21 protein-coding genes are annotated in these 24,223 nt (G+C 72.7%); 9 read left to right on the top strand and 12 right to left on the bottom strand.

Going from position 1 to position 24,223, the window contains the following annotated elements; all coding sequences use genetic code 11:
- Positions 1–63 precede the first annotated feature (63 nt).
- On the top strand, positions 64–942 hold the full coding sequence (locus OHU74_RS31505) for a LysR family transcriptional regulator (RefSeq protein ID WP_371619026.1): 879 nt from the start codon (positions 64–66) through the stop codon (positions 940–942).
- A 68-nt stretch (positions 943–1,010) separates the two neighbouring features.
- On the opposite strand, the gene OHU74_RS31500 is transcribed toward OHU74_RS31505, so the two are convergent.
- Positions 1,011–1,697, bottom strand: a complete 687-nt coding sequence (locus tag OHU74_RS31500; RefSeq protein ID WP_371619025.1) for a TetR family transcriptional regulator — start codon at positions 1,695–1,697, stop codon at positions 1,011–1,013.
- Positions 1,698–1,831: 134 nt separating this feature from the next.
- On the opposite strand from OHU74_RS31500, the gene OHU74_RS31495 reads away from it, so the two are divergent.
- A complete protein-coding gene (locus tag OHU74_RS31495) occupies positions 1,832–2,908 on the top strand; it encodes an FAD-dependent monooxygenase (protein WP_371619024.1) in 1,077 nt (358 codons plus the stop codon).
- Position 2,909: 1 nt separating this feature from the next.
- Here OHU74_RS31495 and OHU74_RS31490 read toward each other — a convergent pair whose 3' ends face one another.
- On the bottom strand, positions 2,910–5,093 hold the full coding sequence (locus OHU74_RS31490) for a putative bifunctional diguanylate cyclase/phosphodiesterase (protein WP_371619023.1): 2,184 nt from the start codon (positions 5,091–5,093) through the stop codon (positions 2,910–2,912).
- The gene (locus OHU74_RS31485) at positions 5,090–5,938 is read right to left on the bottom strand and encodes an SAM-dependent methyltransferase (RefSeq protein ID WP_371619022.1); all 849 of its coding nucleotides are present in this window, start codon (positions 5,936–5,938) and stop codon (positions 5,090–5,092) included. The genes OHU74_RS31490 and OHU74_RS31485 overlap by 4 nt, the downstream gene beginning before the upstream one ends.
- Before the next feature lie 816 nt (positions 5,939–6,754).
- Between OHU74_RS31485 and OHU74_RS31480 the strand changes: the two genes are divergently transcribed.
- From OHU74_RS31480 to OHU74_RS31470, 3 genes are all read left to right on the top strand, one after another.
- Complete coding sequence (locus OHU74_RS31480; RefSeq protein WP_371619021.1) at positions 6,755–6,952, top strand: hypothetical protein; 198 nt, start codon at positions 6,755–6,757, stop codon at positions 6,950–6,952.
- A gap of 115 nt (positions 6,953–7,067) precedes the next feature.
- Positions 7,068–7,838 (top strand): hypothetical protein, encoded by a 771-nt coding sequence (locus OHU74_RS31475; protein WP_371619020.1) that lies wholly within the window; start codon positions 7,068–7,070, stop codon positions 7,836–7,838.
- Between the two features lie 207 nt (positions 7,839–8,045).
- Positions 8,046–8,684, top strand: coding sequence for a hypothetical protein (locus OHU74_RS31470; protein WP_371619019.1), 639 nt, complete (start codon positions 8,046–8,048; stop codon positions 8,682–8,684).
- A gap of 104 nt (positions 8,685–8,788) precedes the next feature.
- Here the strand turns inward: OHU74_RS31470 and OHU74_RS31465 are convergent, their stop codons facing one another.
- Positions 8,789–9,304 (bottom strand): hypothetical protein, encoded by a 516-nt coding sequence (locus OHU74_RS31465; protein WP_371619018.1) that lies wholly within the window; start codon positions 9,302–9,304, stop codon positions 8,789–8,791.
- Positions 9,305–9,656: 352 nt separating this feature from the next.
- On the opposite strand from OHU74_RS31465, the gene OHU74_RS31460 reads away from it, so the two are divergent.
- Positions 9,657–10,346 carry a class F sortase gene (locus OHU74_RS31460; RefSeq protein WP_371619017.1) on the top strand — a complete coding sequence of 230 codons (690 nt, stop codon included), beginning with the start codon at positions 9,657–9,659 and terminating at the stop codon, positions 10,344–10,346.
- 90 nt (positions 10,347–10,436) lie between these two features.
- On the opposite strand, the gene OHU74_RS31455 is transcribed toward OHU74_RS31460, so the two are convergent.
- Positions 10,437–11,396 carry a polysaccharide deacetylase family protein gene (locus OHU74_RS31455; RefSeq protein ID WP_371619016.1) on the bottom strand — a complete coding sequence of 320 codons (960 nt, stop codon included), beginning with the start codon at positions 11,394–11,396 and terminating at the stop codon, positions 10,437–10,439.
- Between the two features lie 90 nt (positions 11,397–11,486).
- Entirely contained in the window at positions 11,487–14,789 is a 3,303-nt protein-coding gene (lysX, locus tag OHU74_RS31450) for a bifunctional lysylphosphatidylglycerol synthetase/lysine--tRNA ligase LysX (RefSeq protein ID WP_371619015.1), read from the bottom strand.
- A gap of 60 nt (positions 14,790–14,849) precedes the next feature.
- Between lysX and OHU74_RS31445 the strand changes: the two genes are divergently transcribed.
- A complete protein-coding gene (locus tag OHU74_RS31445; RefSeq protein ID WP_371619014.1) occupies positions 14,850–15,311 on the top strand; it encodes a universal stress protein in 462 nt (153 codons plus the stop codon).
- A gap of 12 nt (positions 15,312–15,323) precedes the next feature.
- Here the strand turns inward: OHU74_RS31445 and OHU74_RS31440 are convergent, their stop codons facing one another.
- Positions 15,324–16,526, bottom strand: coding sequence for a CapA family protein (locus OHU74_RS31440; protein WP_371619013.1), 1,203 nt, complete (start codon positions 16,524–16,526; stop codon positions 15,324–15,326).
- A 298-nt stretch (positions 16,527–16,824) separates the two neighbouring features.
- On the opposite strand from OHU74_RS31440, the gene OHU74_RS31435 reads away from it, so the two are divergent.
- Together OHU74_RS31435 and OHU74_RS31430 are read left to right on the top strand one after the other, a co-directional pair.
- Positions 16,825–17,364 carry a sigma-70 family RNA polymerase sigma factor gene (locus OHU74_RS31435; protein ID WP_371619012.1) on the top strand — a complete coding sequence of 180 codons (540 nt, stop codon included), beginning with the start codon at positions 16,825–16,827 and terminating at the stop codon, positions 17,362–17,364.
- A 197-nt stretch (positions 17,365–17,561) separates the two neighbouring features.
- Positions 17,562–18,104, top strand: coding sequence for a hypothetical protein (locus tag OHU74_RS31430; protein ID WP_371619011.1), 543 nt, complete (start codon positions 17,562–17,564; stop codon positions 18,102–18,104).
- A 4-nt stretch (positions 18,105–18,108) separates the two neighbouring features.
- Here the strand turns inward: OHU74_RS31430 and OHU74_RS31425 are convergent, their stop codons facing one another.
- The 5 genes from OHU74_RS31425 to OHU74_RS31405 all read right to left on the bottom strand — a co-directional run bounded on the left by OHU74_RS31425 (position 18,109) and on the right by OHU74_RS31405 (position 24,093).
- Positions 18,109–18,513, bottom strand: a complete 405-nt coding sequence (locus OHU74_RS31425) for a hypothetical protein (RefSeq protein ID WP_371619010.1) — start codon at positions 18,511–18,513, stop codon at positions 18,109–18,111.
- A 67-nt stretch (positions 18,514–18,580) separates the two neighbouring features.
- Positions 18,581–19,441, bottom strand: coding sequence for an Fpg/Nei family DNA glycosylase (locus OHU74_RS31420; protein WP_371619009.1), 861 nt, complete (start codon positions 19,439–19,441; stop codon positions 18,581–18,583).
- A gap of 20 nt (positions 19,442–19,461) precedes the next feature.
- Complete coding sequence (locus OHU74_RS31415; RefSeq protein WP_371619008.1) at positions 19,462–20,670, bottom strand: hypothetical protein; 1,209 nt, start codon at positions 20,668–20,670, stop codon at positions 19,462–19,464.
- Between the two features lie 107 nt (positions 20,671–20,777).
- Positions 20,778–22,841, bottom strand: coding sequence for a SpoIIE family protein phosphatase (locus OHU74_RS31410; RefSeq protein ID WP_371619007.1), 2,064 nt, complete (start codon positions 22,839–22,841; stop codon positions 20,778–20,780).
- Between the two features lie 7 nt (positions 22,842–22,848).
- Entirely contained in the window at positions 22,849–24,093 is a 1,245-nt protein-coding gene (locus OHU74_RS31405; protein ID WP_371619006.1) for a DUF6777 domain-containing protein, read from the bottom strand.
- Between the last annotated feature and the right edge of the window lie 130 nt (positions 24,094–24,223).

Genomic DNA, 24,223 nt, shown 5'->3' with positions numbered 1-24,223 from the left:
GTCCAAGACATGGTGGAGCTCAAGTCCATAGGGAACGCCTATGCAGGGCGCTAAGCTGGGACGATGCAGTTCCAGCAGCTCGTCTACTTCGTCGCCGTCGCCGAGACCCGGCACTTCACGCGGGCGGCCGAGCGCGAACACGTGGCCCAGCCGTCCCTGTCACAACAGATCAAGGCGCTCGAACGGGAACTGGGCGCCGAGCTGTTCAGCCGGGCGCGCGGGAACATCGCGCTCACCGACGCCGGCGAGACCCTGCTGCCGCTGGCCCGGCGGATCCTCGCGGACGCGGACACCGCGCGGCTGGAGGTGCAGGAGCTGGTGCAGCTGCGGCGGGGCCGGGTCCGGCTGGGGGCCACTCCGAGCGTGTGCACCGGCCTGCTGCCCGATGTGCTGCGTGCCTTCCACACCGCCCATCCGGGGATCGAGCTGCTGATCGAGGAGAGCGGCTCGCTGGACCTCGTACGGGAGCTCGCGCGCGGATCCCTGGACCTCGCACTGATCGCCCTCCCGCTGCCGCCCTCCGCTCCGGCCCTGACCACGGTGGAACTGCTGACGGAGGACCTGGTGGTGGTCTCCTCGGCGGCCCTCCCGCCCCCGGCGGGCGGCGGCCCGCTCACGGTGTCCGCGCTGCGCGACGAGCCGATGGTGATGTTCCGGCACGGCTACGACCTGCGGGACCTGACGGTGGCGGCCTGCCGGGCGGCCGGGTTCGAGCCGGTGTTCACGGTGGAGGGCGGCGAGATGGACGCCGTACTGGGCTTCGTCCGCGCGGGACTGGGCATCGCGGTGGTCCCGGCGATGGTGGTGGACCACGCGGGCCCCGGACTGCGCGCCACCGCCCTGGCGGGCTCCCCACTGCGCCGCACGGTCGCCCTGGCCCACCGCACGGACGTGGCACCACCGCGCGCGGCCCGCGAACTGAAGCGCATCCTGCTGGGCTGAAAGCCGGGGGCCGCGGCAGCTCGCAGCCCCGTAGTCCTACGGAGCCGGAGACCTACGGAGCCGGAGGCCTACGGGGCTGCGGGCGCGCGGGGCGCGAGAACCCCGTCGAGGCCGTCGGCCAGCATCGCGAAGGCGCGCTCGGCTTCGGCCGCTGCGGCCGGGTGGGCCTCGTCCGCACTCTGGCCTGAGTCGAGGCGGCGCCAGTTCTCCCGGCCCAGTTCGTGACGGGTCGCCACCAGGTGCATGGCGGCCAGCCGGGCGGTGAGCGGGTCGGCCGCTTCGGCTTCGAGCACGGCGGCCAGCAGCTCCACCTCGCGGCCGGTGTAGTGGGCCAGGCGGGATTCCAGGCTGGCGGTGGAGTAGAGCAGCCGCTGGAAGGCGAGCACGTCCGGGTGGTCGCAGAGCCCGGTGATGGGATCCCGCTCGGCGAGGGCCGCCAGGAACTGGGCGCGCACCGCCGCCACCGGGGTCTGGCCGGCGGGCCGGTCGCGCACGATGCGGGCCGCCTCGTCCTGGTGGTCGGCGAACCGGTCCAGGAGCAGGTCTTCCTTGCTGGGGTAGTACCGGAACAGCGTGGGCTTGGAGACCTCGGCGGCCGCCGCGACGTCGGCCACGGAGACGGCATCGAAGCCCCGCTCCAGGAAGAGCTCCAGCGCCGTGGCCGCCAGCTGGCGGCGCGTACGGAGCTTCTTGCTCTCGCGCAGGCCCGTCACGTTTTCCGTGGGCTCAGTCTCCGTGGGTTCGGTCGTCTCCATGGGTTCAGGATAACACGAACGAGTGACCGAGTAATTTTCGTAACCGGGTTGCGTTTTTGGTCGGGAGCCGCTTTCCTTGAGTCATCGACAACGGATCCAACGGATCCAATGGATCGCCAACGAGAGGACCTCCGATGACCGACGTACTGATCGCGGGCTCCGGCCCCACCGGGCTGACGCTCGCCTGCGACCTCGCCCGCCGTGGCATCGGCGTGCGGGTCATCGAGGAACGGCCGGCGCCGCACCGCGAGTCCCGCGGCAAGGGGCTCACCCCGGGCAGCCTGGCGGCCTTCGCGGAACTGGGGGTGGTCGAGCGCCTGACACCCGTCGGGCAGCGGGAGACCGTGCTGCGCAAGTACTTCGACGGGGCGCACATCAGCGACACCGTCGTGGGCGACGGACTGCTCATCGGACAGTGGCAGGTCGAGGGAGCCCTGCGCGAACGCCTCGCCGAGCTGGGCGTCCAGGTCGAGTACGGGGCCCGGCTCGCCGCGATCTCACAGGACCCGGCCGGAGTCGACGCGAAGCTGTCGGACGGCAGCGTCATCCGGGCCCGCCATCTCGCGGGGTGCGACGGCGGCCGCAGCACCACCCGCGGACTCCTGGGGATCCCCTTCGAGGGGTACAGCGCCCCGGAGGAGTCGATGGTGATCGGGGACGTCCGGGCGCCGGGGCTGAGCCGGGACTTCTGGCACCAGTGGTTCACCTCGGAGGGCGGCGGGATACTCCTCTGCCCGATGCCGGGGACGGACACCTTCCAGCTCCAGTCCTCCCCCGAGCCGGACGAGCGGGGCGAGCCCCTGCCGCCGTCGGTGGAGAGCTTCCAGAGGCTCTTCGACCGCCATGCGCGGATGCCGGGGATCCGCCTCGCGGAGGCCGGCTGGCTCTCGGTCTGGCGGGTCAACGTCCGCATGGCCGCCCGGCTCCGCGAGGGCCGGGTCTTCCTCGCCGGAGACGCCGCGCACGTCCATCCGATAGCCGGCGGGCTGGGGATCAACACCGGAGTCGAGGACGCGGCAGCCCTCGCCCGGACACTCGCCACCGCCCTCAGCGGGGCAGCCGGGGCGGGCGCCCCCGACCTGCTCGACGCCTACGAGGCCGAGCGGCTGCCCGCCGCCGCCGCGGTGCTGGCGGACACGGCGGAGCGGCACGAGCGCGTCATGGCGGCCGTGCGCACCCCCGGCCGCGGGACGGAGGCGGGCCGGGGGTGAGTCAGAAGGCGCTCGGGACGGCGTCGGAGAGCGACAGGGTGTGGATGCGGTCCGGTGCACCGGGGCGCGCGTAGTACCACCCCTGAGCCGTGTCGCAGCCCAGGGCGCGGAGCTGGGCGGCCTGGGCGCCGGTTTCCACGCCTTCGACGGTGACGGCGAGTTCGAGGCTGTGGGCCAGGGCGACGATGCCCTCCACGATCTTGACGTCGACCGGGTTGGCCGGGTGCTGCTGCATCCCCTTGGTGAAGGAGCGGTCCAGTTTCAGGACGCTGACGGGCAGGCGGCGGAGGTTGGCCAGGTTCGAGTAGCCCGTGCCGAAGTCGTCGAGGGCGATGTCCACGCCCAGGGCGGCGAGGCGGCGCAGCGGTTCGAGGAGTTCGTCGTCGGCACCGATCAGGGCCGACTCGGTGACCTCCAGGCACAGCGTGCCCGGAGCCAGGCCAGAGGACTCCAGGACCCGGACCGTGTCGGCGACCAGGCCGGGGTGGTGCAGCTGGGTCGGGGACAGGTTGACGTTGATCCGCAGGGTGGCGCCGCCCTGCTGGTGCTGCCAGTTGCGGGCCTGGCGGACCGATTCCTCCAGGACCCAGCGGCCGAGCGGCACGATCAGCCCGGTCCGTTCGGCGAGCGGGATGAAGCGGTCCGGGCCCAGCACCCCGTGCTGCGGGTGGGACCATCGGACCAGCGCCTCCGCACCGTGCACGCTGCCGTCGTGCATGTGCACCAGCGGCTGGTACTCGATGAAGAACTCGCCGCGTTCCAGCGCCGCCGGCAGGGCGTTGGTCAGGCCGTGGCGGGTGATGGCCCGCGCGTCGGCGGCGGCGTCGGCGAACTCGAAGCGGTTGCCGCCGGCCGCCTTGGCCCGGTACATGGTGATGTCGGCGCTGCGCAGCACCTCCGCCGGGGTGCGCTCGCGCGCCGGGCCCTCGACGATGCCGATGCTGCCCCGGACGGTCAGCTCCCGACCCTCCAGCCGGATCGGGACCGAGAGGGCGGAGAGGATGTTGACCGCGAGTTCGGTGGCCTTCTCCTCGGTGTCGGGGCCGGTGGTCAGCGCGACGAACTCGTCGCCGCCGAGCCGGGCGACCACTTCGCCCGGACCGGTCGCGCAGCTCTGCAGCCGGTCGGCGACCTCCACCAGCAGCCGGTCGCCGGCCGAGTGGCCGAGGCTGTCGTTGACCGCTTTGAACCCGTCGAGATCCAGGTAGCAGAGACCGAAGCGGGCGCCGCCGGACCCGCTCAGCGCCTTCTCCAGGCGTTCGAAGAACAGCGTCCGGTTGGGCAGTCCGGTCAGGGCGTCGTGGGTGGCCTCGTAGCGCAGCCGCAGGTTCAGCAGCCGGCGTTCTGTGGTGTCCTCCATCAGGGCGAGCTGGTACTGCGGCACGCCCTCGGCATCGCGCAGCAGCGAGACCGTCAGGTTGGTCCACAGGACGGTCCCGTCGTGCCGGTAGTACGGCTTCTCCACGCGGTAGTTCTCGCGCTCGCCGCGCACGAGTTCCCCGTACATCCGCCAGACGTGCGGGGTGTCCTCGGGGTGGCTCCACTCGCTGACGTTGCGGCCCCGGACGTGCCCGTCCATGCCGCCGAACATCTGCAGCAGGGCGTCGTTGACCTCCAGGACGTTGCCCTCGAGGTCCGCGATGCCGATCCCGATGGCCGCGCCCTCGAAGACCGCCCGGAAGCGGGCTTCGCTCGCGTGCAGCGCCTGCTGGGCGTCGATGCGCGCGGTGAGCGCGGAACGGGCGATGGCCTCCTGCTCCTTGAGGGTGCGCTCGCGCAGCGCGCGGGCGAATCCGGCCGCGATGGCGTGCTGGAGGCGGGCGCAGCGGGAGCGGTACTCCTCGACGCCCTCCGCACCCGGACCGTCCGGCCCGCAGTACAGCACCAGGTACGACTCGACCACGCCGAGGGTGCCGGCCAGCGCCTCCGGGTCCGTGCAGTGGACGGCGACGAGCTCCGTGCCGACCCGCTGGCCCGAGGAGGCGTCGAAGGGCCGGGCGTGCAGGGCCTCGACCAGGGTGCGGGTGAGCGGCAGGAGGTGCTGCTCGAACTCGGTGCGGGTGAGCGAGGTCGCCGTGACGGGAAAGATCGCCCGCCCCCAGATGGTGGCGAACCGGCCGATCCGGTCCTCCAGTCCGCCCTGCGGCGCGCTCGCGCCACCCGCCGTCTGTGCCGGCAGTCTCACGCCTTGCGTCCCACACCTGCGAAGCCCGAGAAGGCGAACGGGTCCTCGTCCGCGGCCCCGCCCTCCAGCCCTTCCAGCCCCTCCAGCCCCTCGGGGGCGTCGGGCCGCCAGTTGGGCATGGCCACCAGGCCGGGTTCCACGGGTTCGAAGCCGTCGAAGAAGCGCGCGACCTGTTCGCGGCCCCGCATGACCAGGGGGTTGCGGATGTCGCGGTAGACGCCCACGGCCCCGCCGGCGACCTCCTCCGGGAGCGGGATCCCCTCGTACGAGGCGTGCGTGAGGATCAGGAGGCTGCCGGGGGCCAGCGCGTCGCGCAGCTCGGCGACGGCGGCGTAGGGCTCGTCCGAGTCCTCCAGGAAGTGCAGGACGGCGACCAGCATCAGGGCCACCGGGCGGCTCAGGTCGAGCACCCGGCCGACCTCGGGAGCGGTCAGGATCTCCTGCGGCTTGCGCAGGTCGGCGGCGACGACCCCGGTCCGCTCGGTGCCCGCGAGGACGGCCTGGCTGTGGGCGACGGCCACCGGGTCGTGGTCGACGTAGACCACGCGCGCCTCGGGGCTGGCGGCCTGGGCGATCTCGTGGACGTTGCCGAAGGTGGGGATGCCGGAGCCGATGTCGAGGAACTGGGTGACGCCCTGGGCGACGGCGTACCGGACGGCCCGGCGCATGAATGCCCGGTTCGCCTGCATGATCTTGGGCAGGCCCGGCAGGAATTCCATGGCGCGCCGGGCGGCCTGCCTGTCGACCTCGAAATTGTGGGAACCGCCCAGGTAGTAATCGTAGATACGGGACACGCTGGGCACCGATATGTCGATGCCTGGCGGGGCCCAGGCGGGGCGCTCCATCGGGGTCTCCAAGCCGTAGTCCTGAGGAGGTCCGGACGGGTCGGACTCCTGTCCGAGCCGAATGTACTGATCATTGCCCAACGGGGCGAGCGAAAGCGGAAATTGGCGATCCGTTCTTCGTCACACGACAAAGACGTGTACGGGCCTGCGCCCGCCCATTGATCGAAACCGACAAATACCTTTTGAGAAAAGGCCGGTGACGGAGCGAGCACACTCCGAAGCTGGCTTAAACCTCCATAGCCAACGGACCACCCGTTCAGGGGAACCGAAGCCAACCGCCGCGTGCGCGGGCGCGCGCGACCCCATGCTCCCCGGGTGAAAAGAGCCTCTTCCAGGCGCCTGCTGGCGGTCCCGGTCCTGCTGTGGGCCGCACTGTCGACCACACCGGCCATGGCCGATAGCAGTGCCTACGCGACGTACGACGCCGGGGACGGGGCGAGCGCCTTCAGCCTGGTCGCGTCCGCCACCCACGGCGCGGCCGGGGGCAACCAAGGTGGCGGAGATCACGGAAATCGCGCCGATTCCGGCCACGGCAAAGACCACGGCAACGAGCACGTCCCGGGCGGCCACCACGGCGGGGGCCATCACCATGACCCGCCCTGCCCGCCGCCCCCTCCCCCACCGCCGTGCCCGCCCAAGCCCACCCCGAAACCCACCCCGACCCCGACACCGACCCCGAAACCCACCCCGCCGCCACCCGCACCCCCACCCCCGCCCAAGCCGGCGCCGACCCCGCCGCCTCCCCCACCGCCGCCGCCCCCCGAGCCCGCGCCGAAGCCCCCGGCCCCACCGCCCGTACGGAAGGCGCCCGAGCCCGTGCCCGCGAAGCCGGCCCCGCCACCGCCACCGCCTCCCGTGGCGATCCAGGCGGCCGCGCCCAAGAAGGCGGTCGCGCGCCCCCACTACCAGGCGGCGGCCCGCAAGCCGATCGAACACCACATCTCGCCGGTGACCTTCACCTTGATGACCGCGGCCCCCGCGGTGCTCGCGATCATCGCGCTGCGCCCGCGCTAGCCCCTGGGGCCTGCCGTCAAAATGCCGCCTGCCCCGCGGGGCCGCCCTCCGGGCGACGACAGCACTTTGACGGCAGGCCCCGGCATTCACCGCCCAACCGCACTTTGGAGTCATCTTGTCGGAATGGCTCGTCCTGTCCATCGCGATGGCGGCCGCCTGTGCCGTGGTCCTGTCCATCGCCTTCTTCAACCAGCGCCGCATCGGCGACGACGACGACCCCAACGAGACCCCGGACGTCATCGAATACATGACGATGATGATCGGGGTGATCTACGCGATCGTGCTGGGCCTGGCGATCGCCGGCGTCTGGGAGGGCCGGGGAGCCGCCCAGGAGTACGTGCGCCAGGAATCGCAGGCCCTGCACGAGATCAGCGTCCGCTCCGAGGTCTACCCGCCCGACGTGCGCAAGAAGATCCGCGCCGATGTGGACGCGTACGTGACCTACGTCGTGGACACCGAGTGGAAGGAGATGGCCGAGAACGGCGCTCTCACCGACCGGAGCGGGCAGCTGCTGGATCGTATCCGCCGTGATGTGACGGACTACGAACCGCAGACCGACCACGAGGGCCAGGCCTATCAGCCGCTCGTGGACCAGGTCGCCGTGGTCGACGACGCGCGCAATGCGCGCGGCCAGAGCGCCGGGGCCACCATGCCGGGGGTGGTGTGGTTCGGGCTGATCGTCGGAGCCCTGGTGACGGTGGGGCTGATCTTCACCCTGCAGATCAGGCGCTCGTTCCGGGAGCTCCTGCTCGCGGGGCTGTTCAGTGCGCTGATCGCCTTCCTGCTCTTCCTCATCTGGGACTTCGACGCCCCGTTCGGCCGGGGCGTCGCCGCCACCGCCGAGCCGTTCTTCGCCCAGTTCCCGCATCTGAACCTGCGCGACTGACACCCCACCGGCACACCCCGGTGTGAACGCCCGGCAAACCGGGGGCGGGCCTCCCGTCCCCGGTTCGGCCCACCCCCATGCCCCATTCGCCCGTTCCTGATCGCGGGTCACCGCGCCCGGACCTAGCGTGGCGGACATCGAGGCGCACGACCCCCCACGTGCGGAAACCGTTCCGCGGCTGCTCCTCGGGGATCCGGAGAATCAACCATGGGCGCGATACGCACCTCCCCCTCATCCCTGTTGGGCGCCGCCGCCGCGGGCGCCGCCCTGATACTCGGCGGGGCCCTCGCCCCCACCGCGAGCGCGGCCGGGGCCGGTTCCGAAGCCGCGCCCATCACCTCGTTCGGCTTCGCCATCACCCCCTCGACGGTCGCCCCCGGCGGCCAGGTGGTGCTGTCCGTCACCGGCTGCAACGCCGCCTACGCCACCGCCTCCTCCGGGATCTTCGACACCGTGAGCATCGAGCGGGGCAAGACCGTACGCGTCACCGTCGACCGGGACGCCCGGCGCGGAGCCCAGTACTCCGTCTCCTTCACGTGCAACGGCGAGACCGGCTCGGCCGACCTCACGATCGCCGGCGGCGGCGGCGGCGCGAAACCCACCACCAGCTCCACCGCCGGAACCCGTACGGGCGCCAGCCCGGGCACCGGCACGCGTCCCGCTGCGACCGCCGGCGCGGGTACGGGCACTTCGCGCCGCGCCACCCAGGGCGTCCGGGGCGGCCTCGGCGGCAGCGTGGCCCGGATGAACCCCCTGGAACTCGCCGCCGGCGGGGGGCTGCTGCTCGGCGGCCTGGTCGGCCTCGGCTACGCCCTGCGCCGCCGCGACATCCGCCGCATCCACTGAAGGCCCGTGGGCCGCAAGGCCGCCCCAACCGCCGGTCGCCCCGAGTCCTGGCCAGGACTCGGGGCGACCGGCGGTTGTCCGGGCTGACCGGGGAGGTCGGCCGGTCAGACCCGGCCACGGATCGGGCGGCGACGGCGCATCACGTGAGCACCGGCACCGAGGGCCGCGGCGCCGACGAGGCCCGCGCCAATGGCGGTCTCGGTGGCGGACGGGCCGAAGGAGCCACCGATGCCGCCCTGGGCGCCGTTGCCCTCCAGGATGGTGAAGCGGTGGGTGGCGACCAGGCTGTTGTCGTGGCACTTGACCGACAGCGTGTGGTGGCCGGGCGAGGCGTGGTTGAAGATCCGGACGGTGGCGAACCCGACGGAGCCGGCCGACAGGTTCGTCTGCGGAAACTGGCCCTGGGAGAAGACGACGCCCCCGTGGCCGCAGCCGGCCGCGCTGACCTGCATCACGGAGCCCTGGTGCACGGAGTACGGGTTGACCGTGACGTTGCTGGGCCCGCCGTTTCCGCCCGGCCCCGGCGGACCGCCCGCAGGGTTAGCGGAGGCGAACGGAATACTGAGCCCGATCGCGGCGCAGGCCGCCGCGGTCACGGTAAGGGCGCGGAAAGCACGCATGGTGGAACCTCCAGCGGGAAGCGCCCCCGAGCGGTGGCCCGGGAAGATCGACGAGAACGCCTCCCATCACGAACCCTCGGGGCGGTCCGCAACCAGCGCATTTCCGGCTTTGGGCCGCAAGGTTGAGCGACACGCCGAGGAGCGGACGCGTTTGCTGACGGATCCGCAGGTCACGACCCGTCAGGCATTTATGTGACGATTACCTGGATGGGCGCACCCCTTCCGGCCCCACCACCCGTTCGCCCTTCCCCGATCGCCGCCTCGCGCGAACCGCCTTAGCGTGCGTGAAGTAGGGCGTAAAGGGGTGGGACAAGAACGCGGGTCGGGACCCCCGCGTCGGGAAGGGAGAGCCATGACCGAGGACGAGAGTGAGAGGCCGCCGAGAAGACGCTCCCCGTGGGGCGCGATCGCGCTGGTCATGCTCACCGGCCTCGCCATGATGCGTAACGGGGCCGATGTCGTGGCCGGACCTCCGCAGCCGGCCGCCGCGGCGGCCGTCTCGGCCACGTCCGGGGCCGCTGTCGGGGCGCAGAACGACCAGTCGGCCGCTCAGGCGCCCACGCCTTCGCCGGACATGGAGGTGCTGGAACACTCGTCGGTTCAGCGCATCCGGATCCCGTCGATCAGCGTGGACGCACCGGTGATGACCGTCGGGCTGGACGCCCAGGGCTGGATCGACGCGCCGCCCCCGCAGGACAAGAACCTGGCCGGCTGGTACCTCAACGGGATCTCCCCGGGCCAGCAGGGGTCGGCGGTGATCGTGGGCCACGTGGACAACGCACAGGGCCCGGCCGTCTTCTACGGCCTGGGCTCGGTCCGCAAGGGCAGCCAGATCGAGGTGGCGCGCTACGACGGGCGCACGGCGGTGTTCGAGGTGTACGGCGTGGAGGTGTTCTCCAAGGAGACCTTCCCCGGAGCCCGGGTGTACGGGGACACCGGACACCCTGAGCTCCGGGTGATCACCTGCGGCGGCGGCTACTCGAAGGCGAAGGGGTACGACGGCAACGTCGTGGTCTTCGCACGGATGGTGGAAGCCCGCTGACCGCCCGGACGAGCGGTCCCCGCTCCCCCTGCCGCCGTCGAATACCCCCTAGGCCGCCGAAGGACGCCGCCGCGCCGCAGGAACGAATCCTCAGCGCGGCGGCCACGTCGGCAGCGTCATCCGGTAGCCCCGCCCGAGCAGTTGCGGCAGGTAGCTCGCCAGCGCCTGGACGCTCTGCGAACGGTTGCCGCCCGCGTCGTGGTTCAGCACGATCACCCCGGGCGCGGCCCCCTTGAGGACCCTCGAGACGATCGTGGCGGTGCCCGGCTCCTTCCAGTCCAGGGTGTCCACGGTCCAGGCGAGCGGCTCCATGCCGAGCTCCGAGCCGATCTCGAAGGCGGCCCGGTTCCAGGCCCCGTAGGGCGCCCGGAACCACATCGGCGCCTCGCCGATCGCCTGCTGCACGACCTCGCTCGTGCGGCCGATCTCGTCGGCGAGGGCGGGCCGGCTGAGCTTGGGGATGAGCGGGTGCGTCCAGGTGTGGTTGCCGATGACGTGGCCCTCGGCGACCATCCGGCGCAGCAGGTCGCGGTTATCGGTGGCCATTTCCCCGCAGACGAAGAACATGGCCCGTACTCCGTAGCGCGCCAGGGTGTCGAGGATGCCCGGGGTGTAGCGCGGGTCGGGCCCGTCGTCGAAGGTGAGCGTCATGGCGCCGCCCGTCCGCGCCTCGTCCGGGAGTTCCAGGATGGGCCGGGTCCGCACGGCGGGCTTCGCCGCGGGCGGCCGCTCCGGAGTGCCTTCGGAGGTCATCGGCTGGAGCCGGTACGAGGCCCCGCGCGGGCTCTGCGGCCGCGCGGCCACCCCCGGGGCTCCGGCCAGCGGCCCCGGCCCGGCTCCCCCGCCGGGTCCCGGCCCGAACCCTGCTTCGCCGAGGGCCCCGGGCCCCCCGGCCCCCGTGACCCCGGGGGCTCCGCGGCCGGCGGCCCCTCCGGAGCCGGGCAGGCCGGTCTCGCCACCGGTGAGCAGTCCGGCCGCGGCGGCGACTCCGAGGAAGACGGCGGAGCGCAGGAGCACGCGTCGCCCTACTGTCGGCTCGTCATTTTTCATTACTACTACGTATCAACGACATCGCCGCAGATGTCGAGAGGCGCGATCGGGCCGGGCAGCGCTCACCCGCTCAGCGCACAGTCTCCTCGGTCAGCCGCGCCGCACCAGCGGGAACGGCAGCGTCTCTCGGATCGTCAGACCCGTGAGGAACATGACCAGCCGGTCCACGCCGATGCCCAGCCCGCCGGTGGGCGGCATCGCGTACTCCAGCGCGTCCAGGAAGTCGTTGTCGATCTCCATCGCCTCCGGGTCGCCGCCCGCCGCGAGCAGTGACTGCGCGGTGAGCCGGCGCCGCTGCTCGACGGGGTCGGTCAGCTCCGAGTAGGCGGTGCCCAGTTCGGTGCCGAAGGCCACCAGGTCCCAGCGCTCGGCGAGCCGCGGGTCCTTGCGGTGCTGTCGGGTGAGCGGGGAGACGTCGGTCGGGAAGTCCTTGTAGAAGGTGGGCAGCTTGGTCCTCTCCTCCACCAGCCGCTCGTACATCTCCAGCACCACGTCACCGCGGGTGTTCTCGGGCGTGTGCGGGACGCCGGCCCGGTCGCAGTGCCTGCGCAGGACGGCCTCCTCGGTATCGGCGTCGACCTCCTCGCCGAGCGCCTCGCTGATCGCCCCGTACATCGTCTTGACCGGCCAGGGCCCGGAGATGTCGTGGACGACGAGCTTGCCGTCGGGCCCGGCCTTGTGGGCGATGGGCGAGCCGAAGGCGGCCGTGGCGGCGCTCTGGATGAGCTCGCGCGTCAGGTCGAGCATCACGTCGTAGTCCGCGAAGGCCTGGTAGGCCTCCAGCATCGTGAACTCGGGGTTGTGCTTGTAGGAGACTCCCTCGTTGCGGAAGGTGCGGCCCATCTCGAAGACCTTCTCCATGCCGCCGACGCACAGCCGCTTCAGGTACAGCTCGGGCGCGATGCGCAGGTACAGGTCGAGGTCGTAGGCGTTGATGTGGGTGCGGAACGGCCTGGCGTTGGCGCCGCCGTGGATCTGCTGGAGCATCGGGGTTTCGACCTCCAGGTAGCCCCGGTCCAGCAGCCCCTGCCGCAGTCCCTGGACCGCGGCGGACCGGGCCCGTACGACGTCGCGCGCCTCGGGGCTGGCGACCAGGTCGAGGTAGCGGCGCCGGACCCGGGCCTCGGGGTCGGCCAGGCCCTTGCGCTTGTCGGGCAGCGGGCGCAGGCACTTGCCGGTGAGCTGCCAGGAGTCGACGACGACGGACAGTTCGCCGCTCTTGCTGGCGCCAACCTCTCCGCTCGCGACCACGTGGTCGCCGAAGTCGACCTGGGTGGTGAAGGTGTCGAGCACCTCGGTGCCCGCCTCGTCGCGGGTGAACATCAGCTGGACGTCGCCGGACCAGTCCCGCAGGACGGCGAAGACCACGCCGCCGAGGTCGCGCACGACCATCACCCGGCCGGCGAGCGTGACCGGGGAGCCGGTGCGGGTGCCGGGCGGGTAGCCGGGGTGCGCGGCCTTCATCTCGGCGACCGTGTGGGTGCGCTGGCGGATGCCGACGGGGTACGGGTCGGTGCCGGACGCCCGGATCCGCGCCAGCTTGTCGTGCCGGACCCGGACCTGTTCGGGCAGCCGCTCGGCCGGGGCCGCGTCCCCGTCCTGTCCTACGAGTTCCAGCCCGAGGGAGTCGATGGGCGGCAGGCCCGCGGTGGTGGCGGGGGCGGTGAGTCCGCGCGCGTGGCCGTTGCCCCACAGGGTGCGCATGCTCGGCACGGACACGAACCCCTCGGCGATGCCGGAGGCGAGGCTGACCCGGGCGAGCGAGCCGGCGTCCTGGTAGCAGAGGAACCGCGGGTACCACTCGGGGCCGTACTTGACGTTCGAGCGGTACAGCGCCTCCAGCTGCCACCACTTGGAGAAGAACAGCAGCAGCTTGCGCCACAGCTTGAGGACGGGACCGGCGCCGATCCGGCCGCCCTCCTCGAAGGCGGAGCGGAAGACGGCGAAGTTGAGGGAGATCCGTCGCACGCCGAGGCCGGGGGCGGCGGCGCAGAGCTCGGCGACCATGAACTCCATGACCCCGTTGGGGGCCGCGCGGTCGCGGCGCATCAGGTCCAGGGAGATGCCGTCCCTGCCCCAGGGGACGAAGGACAGCAGGGCGATCAGCTCGCCCTTGTCGTCGAAGGCCTCCACGAGCAGGCAGTCCCCGTCGGCGGAGTCGCCGAGCCGGTCCAGGGCCATGGAGAAGCCGCGTTCGGTCTCGGTGTCCCGCCATTTGTCGGCCCGGTCCACGATCATCTGCATCTCGTCCTCGGAGAGGGCGGAGTGGCGGCGGATGACGGTGGTGGCCCCGGTGCGCTTGACCCGGTTCACGGCCTGGCGGGTGACGCGCATGTCGCGGCCGTCGAGGTCGAAGTGGGCGATGTGCAGGATCGCTTCGTCGCCGAGCTGGAGCGCGCCGAGTCCGGAGCGGGCGTACGCGGTCGCGCCCTCCTCGGAGGCGCCCATGACGGCGGGCTGCCAGCCGTAGCGGCGGGCGACGGCCAGCCAGGCGTCGATGGCGGGGGTCCAGGCGGCCGGGTCGCCCACGGGGTCGCCGCTGCCGAGGCAGACTCCGGCCTCCACGCGGTAGGTGACGGCGGCCTTGCCGTTGGGGGCGAAGACCACGGCCTTGTCGCGGCGGGTGGCGAAGTAGCCGAGCGAGTCGCCCCGCCCGTAGGCGCCGAGCAGGGCCCGGATGCGGGGCTCCTCGTCCCCGTGCAGGGCGGCGGTCAGCCGCTGGGAGCGGAAGAGGGTGGCGGCGGCGTTCAGCAGGGCGAGGGCGCCGAAGAGGCCGAGCAGGAAGTACAGGATCCTGGCCGGGTGGCCGTCGAACTGGCGGGCCGAGAAGAGCCCGCCGAAGACCTGCTTGGCGGCCCAGTCGAGCCACTGCCCCTTGGGCAGGGTCCCGGGGAACAGCGCGACCAGGCCCCAGCCGAGGAAGACCGCGGCGAGCAGTCCGAGGCCGAGCACGAGCATGGCCCGCCAGAGGGCGCCCGGACGGGAGGCCGCGTAGAACTCCTTGCGGGCGGCGATCAGGATCACGAGGGCCGCGACCGAGATGGCCATGGAGGAGAAGCCGACCCAGTAGTCCTCGTCGGCGATGATCAGCACGTCGGTCAGGAGCAGCAGGGCCAAATAGGTGACGACGATCCACCAGGCGATCTTCTTGCGCATGCCCAGTGCCGCGGCGAGCAGGAAGAGGAAGACGGCGTAGGCGAGGTTGGCGCTGACGGGCACCACGATGTCGTCGAGGAAGCGCACGACGTGCCGCAGCAGCCGCCTCAGCGTCGGGGAGAGCGCCAGCAGGGCGCAGACCAGACCGAGCGTTCCGAAGAACGCGCCGAAGGCGTCGGGCACCCGGTTCAGGAAGCGGTTCCGGGTCCCGCGCGTCTCCTCCACGGTGGCACTCATGGTTCGCACTGTAGGGAGGGCTACGGATCTCCGCGCGCCGAACCGGTTAACCTCGGACGGGTGACGGAGCACGTGAACACGGGATTCGAGCGCGGCACCGACGGCCCCAAGGTGATTCTCGCCGGGGTGGACGGATCGGAGTCCTCGCTGCGCGCGGCGGCGTACGCGGCGGGGCTGGCCCGGCGGCAGAACGCGCTGCTGGCGCTGGTGTACGTACAGCCGGTGATGGCGGCCGGGGCCTCGCTGGGCGCGCCGGTGGGCGATGCCACCGCGGAGATCGCGGAGGGGCTGATGGCCGAGATCCGGGAGTACGCGGAGCGCCTGAAGGGGATCTACGACATCCGCTGGCAGTTCCACACCTTCCGCGGCGACCCGTACGCGGGCCTGGTGAGCGCGGCGGAGGACCTGACGGCGGACGCCGTGGTGGTGGGCGCCTCGGAGCGGGCCGGGCACCGGATCGTCGGCTCGGTGGCGGTCCGCCTGGTGAAGGCGGGGCGCTGGCCGGTGACCGTGGTGCCGTAGCCCCGGGAGCGGCTACTTCGCGGCCGTCAGGCCGTCCTTGGCCGCGCCGCGGCCGAGCACGGCCTCGGTGATGGCGTCCCGGGCGGTCTCGTAGTCCTCGCGGCCGGGGCTCTGGGCGAGGGCGGCGGGGAGGTTGACGACCCGGCCCGACCCGAGGTCCATCATCTGCGGGACGAACTCGGCCTTGGTGACCTGCCAGCGCTGCCCGGGGGCGGCCGGCGGGGCGAAGGTGAAGCGGCCGATGGAGCCGTAGTTGCCGCGCAGGTCCCGGGCGCCGGTGTGGTTGAACATCTCGCCCGCGACCTGGTCGCCCATGCCGTAGACGATCCAGGTCCCGTTGACCTTCTCGTACGCCTGCGGGATGTGGGCGTGCGTGCCCAGGATCAGGTCCACGTCGGGGCGCCCGCCGGTCTGCGAGGCGGTCAGCGCCTTGCCCAGCGAGAGCTGCTTCTCGTCCGGCTCGGTCTCCCATTCGGTGCCCCAGTGGAGGCTGACGAGGACCACGTCCGCGCCCGCCTTCCGGGCGGCCCGCGCGTCCGCGACGATCTTCTCCTCCTCCATCAGGTTGACGGCCCAGGGCTGGCCGTCGGGCATCGGGTATCCGTTGGTGTCGTACGTGTACGCGAGGTGCGCGACCTTCGCGGAGCCGGCCGTGTACATGGTCACGGTGCCCGCTTCGGCGGCCGTCCGGGCCGAACCCGCGTGCTTCAGGCCGGCCTTGTCGAACTTGTCGAGCGTTCGCTTGAGGCCCGCGGCACCGCCGTCGAGGGTGTGGTTCGAGGCGGTGGAGCAGCCGTCGTACCCGGCGTCCTTGAGGCCGTCGGCCACCTCGGGCGGCGACTGGAAGGCGGGGTAGCCGGTGAACGGCCCGCCGTCCTCGCCGTAGACGGTCTCCATGTGGCAGATGGCCAGGTCGGCGGCGGAGACCACCGGTTTGACCGCGGAGAACATCGGCCGGAAGTCGTATCCGTCGCCGTCCGCGTCGGAGGCCGCCCGCCGGATGACGGACTCGTGGGGCAGCACGTCGCCGCTCGCGACGAGGGTGAATCCCTTGGCCGCGGGGGCCGTGGTGGCTCCGGGGGCGCCGGAGGCGGCCTGCGCCGGGGAGCCGGCGAGGCGGGCCGGGGCCCGGTCCCCGCCCGTGGAGCAGCCGGCCACGGCCGACAGGACGACGAGGGCGAGGAGTGCGAGGGCGTGGCGGGTGCGCGCGGTCATCTGTCCCGGCTCTCCTTAAATAAATATGACTACCTGACCATCAGTCAATTCATAGAAGAGTCGACAACAAGTCAAGGAGCGGCTCCGGCCACCGGCCGCGCACTCACTCCAATGGCCGTTCGGCGCGCCGTTCGACCGTTCACCGCCCCGCGCTGCCGCCCGCCGGATCACCGGGGTGCTTGGGCGCACCGCCCGCGCCGGACCGTTCCCGGGCGGCTCCGTGCAGGTCAGGGTGGATCCGTCGAGCCCGGACGCAACCACCCCACCACCCCGGACGCACCCCCGGAAGGAGCCTCCCGTGCCCCTCGCCCCCACCCTGCGGCGCACCGAACCCGAGGCGTTGGCCGAACTCCAGCGCGAACACGGGCGAGCCCTGTTCGGATTCCTGCTGGGCCTCACCGCCGGGGACGCGCAGCGCGCGGAGGACCTCGTACAGGAGACGCTCCTACGGCTCTGGCAGCACCCGGAGGTCCTGGCCAGCGGGCACGAGTCCCTGCGGCCCTGGCTGTTCACGGTGGCCCGGCGGCTCGCCATCGACGCCCGGCGGGCACGGCTGTCGCGGCCGCTGGAGGTGGACCCGGAGGGGCTGGAGCACGCGGTGGCGCCGGGGGACGCGGTGGCGGGCTCGGTGACGGCCATCGACGTCCGGCGGGCCGTCGGCTCCCTGGGACCGGAGCACCGGGAGGTGCTGATGCAGGTCTACTTCCGGGACCGCTCGGTGGCCGAAGCCGCGGCGGAGCTGGGCATTCCGGCAGGTACGGTCAAGTCCCGCACCTACTACGCCCTGCGCGCCCTGCGCAAGGGCCTCCAGGGATACGGGTACGGGCTCGGCGCGTGAGGGCTCATATCCTGGAAACGCGTCAAAGAATGGCCCGAACGCGCACGGACCGGACATCAACCGCATCGAAATCGGCACCAGACCGTTCAAGTTGAGTAAACATCCCCCGGTCTGCGAGCCGCGCAAGGAAGGCTCTGGACTGACGGCGGGATTGCTCGACGCGTGCGGGAGAAGGTGGAACGGTGCAGCCCGAGGGTATGAACGGCACCAGTGACGGCGGGCTCGCGGTGCCCATGGCGTGGCTCTACGCGGAGTACATCGCCGACGAACTGCTGCGCACGGGCCGGCTGATCCCGGTCAGCACCCTGGAGTTCCGCGCCGGGCGCGACACGCTCGCGCTGACCATCTACCTCTCGGACGCGGCCGGCGAGCTCTCCGGGATCCGGGTCGTCTCCCAGCTCGACGAGTGGATGTCGCTGACGGCGTACGGGCACCCGTGGCGCGACTGGGTCCACACCCGGTTCCTGGCGCTGGGCGAGGAAGCCCTCGAACGCGGCGGCGGCCCCGGCATTGGCTCCGGCCCCGGCTCCGGCGAGGAGCCGGCGGAGGACCCGGACCTGGAACTGGCCCGGGCGGCCTGGCGCTGGCTGGACCACACGGAGCTGTTCGCCACCAACCTCGACCCGGGCCGCCACGGCCACGCCGACACCCCGCCGGGGCTGGACGAGAACGCCAGGGTCTGGACCCCGGCCTGGCAACTGGGGCTACCGCTCGGGCATTTGGCGATGCACCTCTTCTGAGCGGTCAGTCGGCGGGGCCGCGCTGCCCCGGGGCCTCGGCCGGATCGGTGACCAGCCCGGTGAAATCGGCCTCGTTGCGCTCGGCCCGGATCACATAGGTGCGGGCGATCAACCACAGCAGCGGGTACACCAGCACCCCGAGCACGACCCAGACCAGCGGACCCGACGCGACGCTCGGGAGCAGGAACAGCAGCGGCAACGTGCCCACCAGGCACGCGAGCACGGCCAGCGCGCCGAGTCCGGCGCGGAGCTGGCTGCGCATGAGGGCCCGTACATAGGTGGCGCCCAGGGTGGTCTGCTCGGAGATCTCCGAGCGGGCCGGGGTGTGCGCGTGCGGGCGGCGGGTACCCCGCGGGACCCCGGTGACCACTTCCCGCCGGGGTGGCTGCGGCTGCTGCGGCTCGGCCATGGCCGGAGTCTAGGGCGTGTCACCGGTCCACGAACTCCTCGACGGCATGGTCGGTCCGGCGCAGGTCCTACTTGAGGAGCTTCGACAGCCGGCGGTCCGCGAGGGGCTTGCCGCCGGTCTGGCAGGTGGGGCAGTACTGGAGCGAGGAGTCCGCGAAGGACACCGACCTGACGGTGTCCCCGCACACCGGGCACGGCTCCCCCGCCCGGCCGTGCACCCGCAGGCCGCTCTTCTTCTCGGCCTTGAGCCGCCCGGCGGCCACCCCGTGGGCCCGCTCCACGGCCGAGCGCAGGGTCTCCTGGACCGCCGCGTACAGGTGGTCCACCTGCACCTCGTCGAAGGCGGCGGCCAGCTTGAAGGGGGACACCTTCGCGTGGTGGAGGATCTCGTCGCTGTAGGCGTTCCCGATCCCCGCGATGACGCTCTGGTCGCGCAACACGCCCTTGATCTGGCGCCGTTCACCGGCGAGCAGCGCGCCGAACGCCTCCCGGTCGAAGTCCGCGGCCAGCGGGTCGGGGCCCAGCCGGGCGATCCCGGGGACCTCCTGGGGGTCGCGGACCACGTACACGGCGAGCCGTTTCTGGGTGCCCGCCTCGGTGAGGTCGAAGCCGCCGCCGCCCTCCAGTACGAGGCGCAGCGCGAGCGGCCCCTTCCCGGGGCCCGGCGGCCGCTCCGGGACCTGGTCGAGCCAGCGCAGCCAGCCGGCCCGGGCGAGGTGGGTGACGAGGTGCAGATCGCCGATCCGCAGCGCCAGGAACTTGCCGTGGCGCGCCGTGGCCCCGGCGCCCTGTCCTTCGAGGGCGCTCAGGGGCGGGTCGTAGGTCTTGAGCACGCTCACGGCGAGCGGGAGGACGCGCTCGACCACCCGCCCGGCGAGGTGCTCGTCGAGGAACTCCCTCAGGGCCTCGACCTCGGGCAGTTCGGGCATGTCCCCAGCCTGCCGCGACCTCAGGCGAAGCGCGAGCTGTGGACGGGTCCGGCGGAGCGGATCCGGTCCCGGGGGCCGGTGAGCCAGCCGGGCCCGAGGGCCGCGGCACAGGCCCGGAAGGCCTCGTCGGTATCGGGCGGGGTGGCTCCGTCGCCGGTGTCCGGGGCGGGGTCGGCGGCGGCGACGTCGCGGGCGATCTCCTCCTCGGGCCGGGTGTCGTCCTGCCACGGCTCGGTGACGAACTGTGCCTGCAGCGCGCTGAAGTCCGCGCTGACCGGCGGCGGGCTCGTCCACCGGGTGGCGTGCTCGTAGAGGATCTGCCCGTCGGCCCGCTCGCGCAGGCGGGGGTCCGCCTCGTCGAGGCCGTAGGCGACGACGAGGGTGTCGGGCCGGGTGGGCTCGTACGGGACCGCGGGCAGCCCCAGTACGGTCGCGGCGGCCAGCCCGAGGATCCGGTCGGAGCGGCCGGGCAGCAGCGAGACCGTGCCGGGGCGCTGCCCGGTGGCCTCCAGGGCGAGGGCGAGGCGGGCGAGGCCGTGGCGGCAGGTGTCGTAGGTGTCGCCGAGGAAGGCGTAGCGGCCGGTCATGCCGGCGTCGTAGCCGTACGGGGAGAGGGTGCCGAGCAGGGTTCCGGTGAGGGCGAACTGCCAGCCGCGCAGGTCGGTGGAGTCCAACGGCCCGGCGGTGGCGGCGAGTTCGGCGCGGGCGAGCATCCGGCGCTGGCGGGCGTGGGCCCCCTGCCAAGTCTCGTCCTCGGGGGCGGGGAGGCGGTCCGCGGCGGCGCGGGCGGCGGCGAGGTCCCCGGCGAGGAGGGTGTGGTGCACGAGGAGGTAGGTCTCGGGCCAGGCGGCCAGTCGCTCGCCGCGGGCGGCGAGCAGCGCGGCGGCCTCGGCGTGCCGTTCCTCGTCCTCCAGGGCCGAGACGAGCTCGGCGAGCAGGGTGCGCGAGTCGGGGACCCGGGCGAGCGCGGCGCGCAGCGGGGCGACGGCGAGGAAGGCGATGCCGTGCTCGACGCAGCCGTAGCCGAGGTCGTAGAGGGCCTGGGGTTCGCCTGGCTTCTTGGCGGCGGTCTTGGCCGCCTTGGCGAGGTCCTTGAACCCGGCGGCCTCGGCCAGGGCCCGTACGGCCTGGGCCAGTTCGGCGAGCGGGAGGGTCTCGGCGCGCGGGCGCAGCGACCGTACGGCGCCGGGCAGGTCGCCCGACTTCAGCAGTGTGCGGAGGTCATCCATCGCTTGGGTCATCGCCGTCGATCATCCGCGACGGCCCGCACCGGTCGCAACGGACTTTCGCCCCGCGCGCCCGCCCCTGTGGGGTCAGGCTGCGCTTCGGGCTGGGGTCAGGTCATCACGAACTCGCACCACACGCACTTGCCGCTCCCCCGCGACTCCACGCCCCATACGTCCGCCAGCCGGTCGACCAGCATCAGCCCGCGGCCCGAGACCCCGGAGTCGCCCGCCTCGCGCCGTCTGGGCAGGGCGGAGGAGCGGTCTTCGACCTCGACCCGGAGCCTGCGTTCGGGGCCGGTCAGCACCCGCAGCGTCACGATGGCGGGGCCGTCGGTGTGCATGAGGGCGTTGACGATGAGCTCGTCGGCGACGAGCTCGATCTCGTCGGCCCGGTCCCGCGCGCCCCAGGCCCGGACCGCCGCGCCGATCATGTGGCGGGCCGACACCAGGGCTTCGGGGTCGCCGGGGGCGACGTGCTGCTGGAGGCGGCCGCCGCCCTGCGGGACGTCCTCGACCTCGCGGCGCAGGAGCAGCAGCGCCATGTCGTCGTCGCCGCCGCGGTCGTCGACCACCTCGCACAGCCGGTCCGCCAGCCGTGCGAGGTCCGCCGGTCCGGTGCGGATGAGGGAGCTGAGGAGTTCGATGCCGTCGTCGAGGTCGGCGCCGGGCTGTTCCACGAGGCCGTCCGTGCACAGCAGGAGCGTTTCGCCCGGCTCCATCTCCACCGTCGTCACCGGGTATTCGAGCCGCCCGAACTCGGCGGACAGCCCGAGCGGCATCCCGCCCTCCAGCGCGAGCCGCCTGCAGTCCCCGTCGCGGGTGCGCAGCAGGGGGTCGATGTGGCCGGCCCGGACCAGTTGCAGCACCCCGGTCGTGAGGTCGGCCTCGGCGTAGGTGCAGGTGGCGAAGCGGTCGGTGTCCAGTTCGTGGAGGAAGACCGAGGCCCGTGCCATGACGGTGGCCGGGGAGTGCCCTTCGGCCGCGTAGGCGCGCAGCACGATGCGCAGCTGCCCCATGACCGCCGCCGCGTGCGTGTCGTGGCCCTGGACGTCGCCGATGACGGCGCCGACCCGGCCTCCGGGCAGCGGGATGACGTCGTACCAGTCGCCGCCGATGTCCTGGCCCATCCGGGCGGAGCGGTACCGTACGGCGATCTCGGCGCCGGGCACGGACGGGATCCTGCGCGGCAGCATCGCCTGCTGGAGGCCCTCGGCGAGATCGTGCTCCTGCTCCAGCAGCATCGCCCTCTGGAGGCTCTGCGCGATGCTGCTGCCGAGTGCGACGAGGAGGTTGCGCTCGTCCTGGGTGAAGCCGTCCTTGTCCCGGTAGAGCAGTCCGATCGCGCCGATGGGGCGGGCCTGGGCGATCAGCGGCAGGTACGCGGCCGCCGAGATGTCCATGTACGAGATCTTCGCCCAGAGCCCCGGGTAGCCGCTGGCGAACTCGGCCGCGGAGTCGAGGAACCGCGGCTGGAGCGAGCGGACGACCTCGCTCATCGGGTACTGCTCGTCGATGCGGGTGTACCGGGTGCCGGGGACGAAGCTGCCTTCCGGGCCCTCGGCGACGAGGTGGATCCGGCCCGCTTCGACCAGGCCCATCACCATGCCCATCGAGCCGAGCCGCTCCAGGCCGTGGGCGTCGCCGAGCGCGTCGATGACGTCCTGGACGGTACGGGCGTGCGCGAGGGCGGCGGTGGTGCTCTCGACCACCGAGGTCTGGCGGCGGCGTTCTTCGTCGAGTCCGAGGCGTTCGGCCGAGTGGCTGAGCTCCTCGGTGGCGTCGCGGACGATGCCGATGATCCGGTAGGGGCGGCCCTCGGGGCCGCGCATGACCCGGCCCTGGGTGTGCGTCCAGCGCAGCCGGCCGTCGTGGCAGCGGATGCGGAAGTAGGCGCCGTAGCTGTCGACCCCGCTCTTGAGGGCGGAGGAGACGAGGGCGTCGAGCCGGGTGGCCTCGACGGCCGGGACGCGGGGCCCGAGGGACTCGGGCCGGCCGTCGTACTCCTCGGGGGTGGTGTCGAAGACGTCGAGGGCGGCGGAGTCCATGTGCATGAGACCGGTGACCAGGTCCCAGTCGAAACTGCCCATGCGATTCAGTGCGAGCGACCGGTCCGGATGTGCGGGCCAGTCGTCCGGCAGCGATACGGCGGTCGGCACCGGTCCACCATGACACACGGGCCGGTCAGGCGCTCTCCAGATACGGGGCTTCGCTCGCCGGCGTGGGGTGCTGCTGGTCGGGAACGGCGTACGGATCGGCGTACGGGTCCGCGTACGGGTCGTAGGGCGCGTACGGGTCGCTCGGCTGCGGCGATGCTCCGTCCGGGCCCACCAGGGTCCCGGGGTCGCTCGGCAGCTGGCCGGGCAGGTCGGACGGGATGTCCGTGGGGAGGTCGGAGGCGGGGGGCGGAGCGGTCTGCGGCCCGGTGGGGGGCTGCGGGGTGTTCGGCGCGGTCTGCGGGGAGCCCGGCGGGCAGTCGGCCGGCTGCCCGCTGGGGCTCGGGCTCGGCGTCGGCGCGCCGGACGTGGGCGGGGCGGTACGGGCGAGGCTGTTGCTGTCCGGGGTCGGGCAGGGATCGGCCGGGGAGGTGCCGGGCGGGGTCGCGGGACCGTCGGGGATCCCTTCGGCCGGGTCGTAGGGGGGCGGGTTCTTCGGGGCGTGGTCCTGGGCTCCGTCGTCGCCGGTCCTGCGCTCGATCCAGGTGTTGTCGGTGATGTTGACGATCACCAGGTTGTTGATCACCTGCGCGGTCGGCTCGATGACGACGACCTGGTTGGGCTGGTAGCCGGTCCAGGGATCGCCCTTGAGCACCGGGGCGCCCTTGGCGGCGCGCGGCGCCTGCAGCGGGTTTCCGCAGGCGCAGCGGACCCGGGGCATTCCGTGGTCGTCGACGAGGACGGCGGTGCCGGCCTGGAGGACGGACTGGAAGGCGGTCGGGTCGCCGTCGGCGAAGCCGTGGTTGGTGACCCGGGTGTCGGCGCGCAGCACGACCGGGGTGAGGCCGCGCAGGAACTCGGGGATCTTCTCCTGGTCCACCTGGGAGGCGGCGGCGAAGGCCCGGGCCTTGGCGTCGTCGGCGGTGAGCGACTGGACCTGCGCTTCGACGTCGCAGCTGCCGAGCCGCTGGGTTCCGCCGTACAGGCCGGGGGTGGCCGCGTTGACGGTGCGGATGCCCTGGCCGGTCGGGTTGGGGAGCGGGGGCTGGACGGGAGCCGACTCGCCGGTGGCGGAGGAGGTGGTGAAGGGGTCGGGGCCGGCCGAGGCGACGGGCTGGAGGTGCACGTCCTGGCTCTCGGCGGTGGGGCCCTTGGTCTGCCCTTCGTCTCCGGAGGCGCCGCAGGCCGCGGCGAGGAGTCCGAGGACCGTGAAGAGGGCCGCGCGGGCCGGTGCGTGACGACGCGGCGCCTGACGAGGTGTCGGTGCGTACACGTTGCATCTCCCTGTTTGCCCCGGTTGCTCCCTCTTGTCTGCCGTATGTACGGGGTCCCCGCAACCCGAGGATCAAGAGCCCGACCCAGTCTTGAACATGTTCAAGCAACCCTCTAAGCTCACGACCGTG

Source organism: Streptomyces sp. NBC_00454 (assembly GCF_041434015.1).
Taxonomy (GTDB): domain Bacteria; phylum Actinomycetota; class Actinomycetes; order Streptomycetales; family Streptomycetaceae; genus Streptomyces.
Note: the sequence above shows the minus strand (reverse complement) of the source record. Positions and strands in the feature narration are given on the sequence as shown.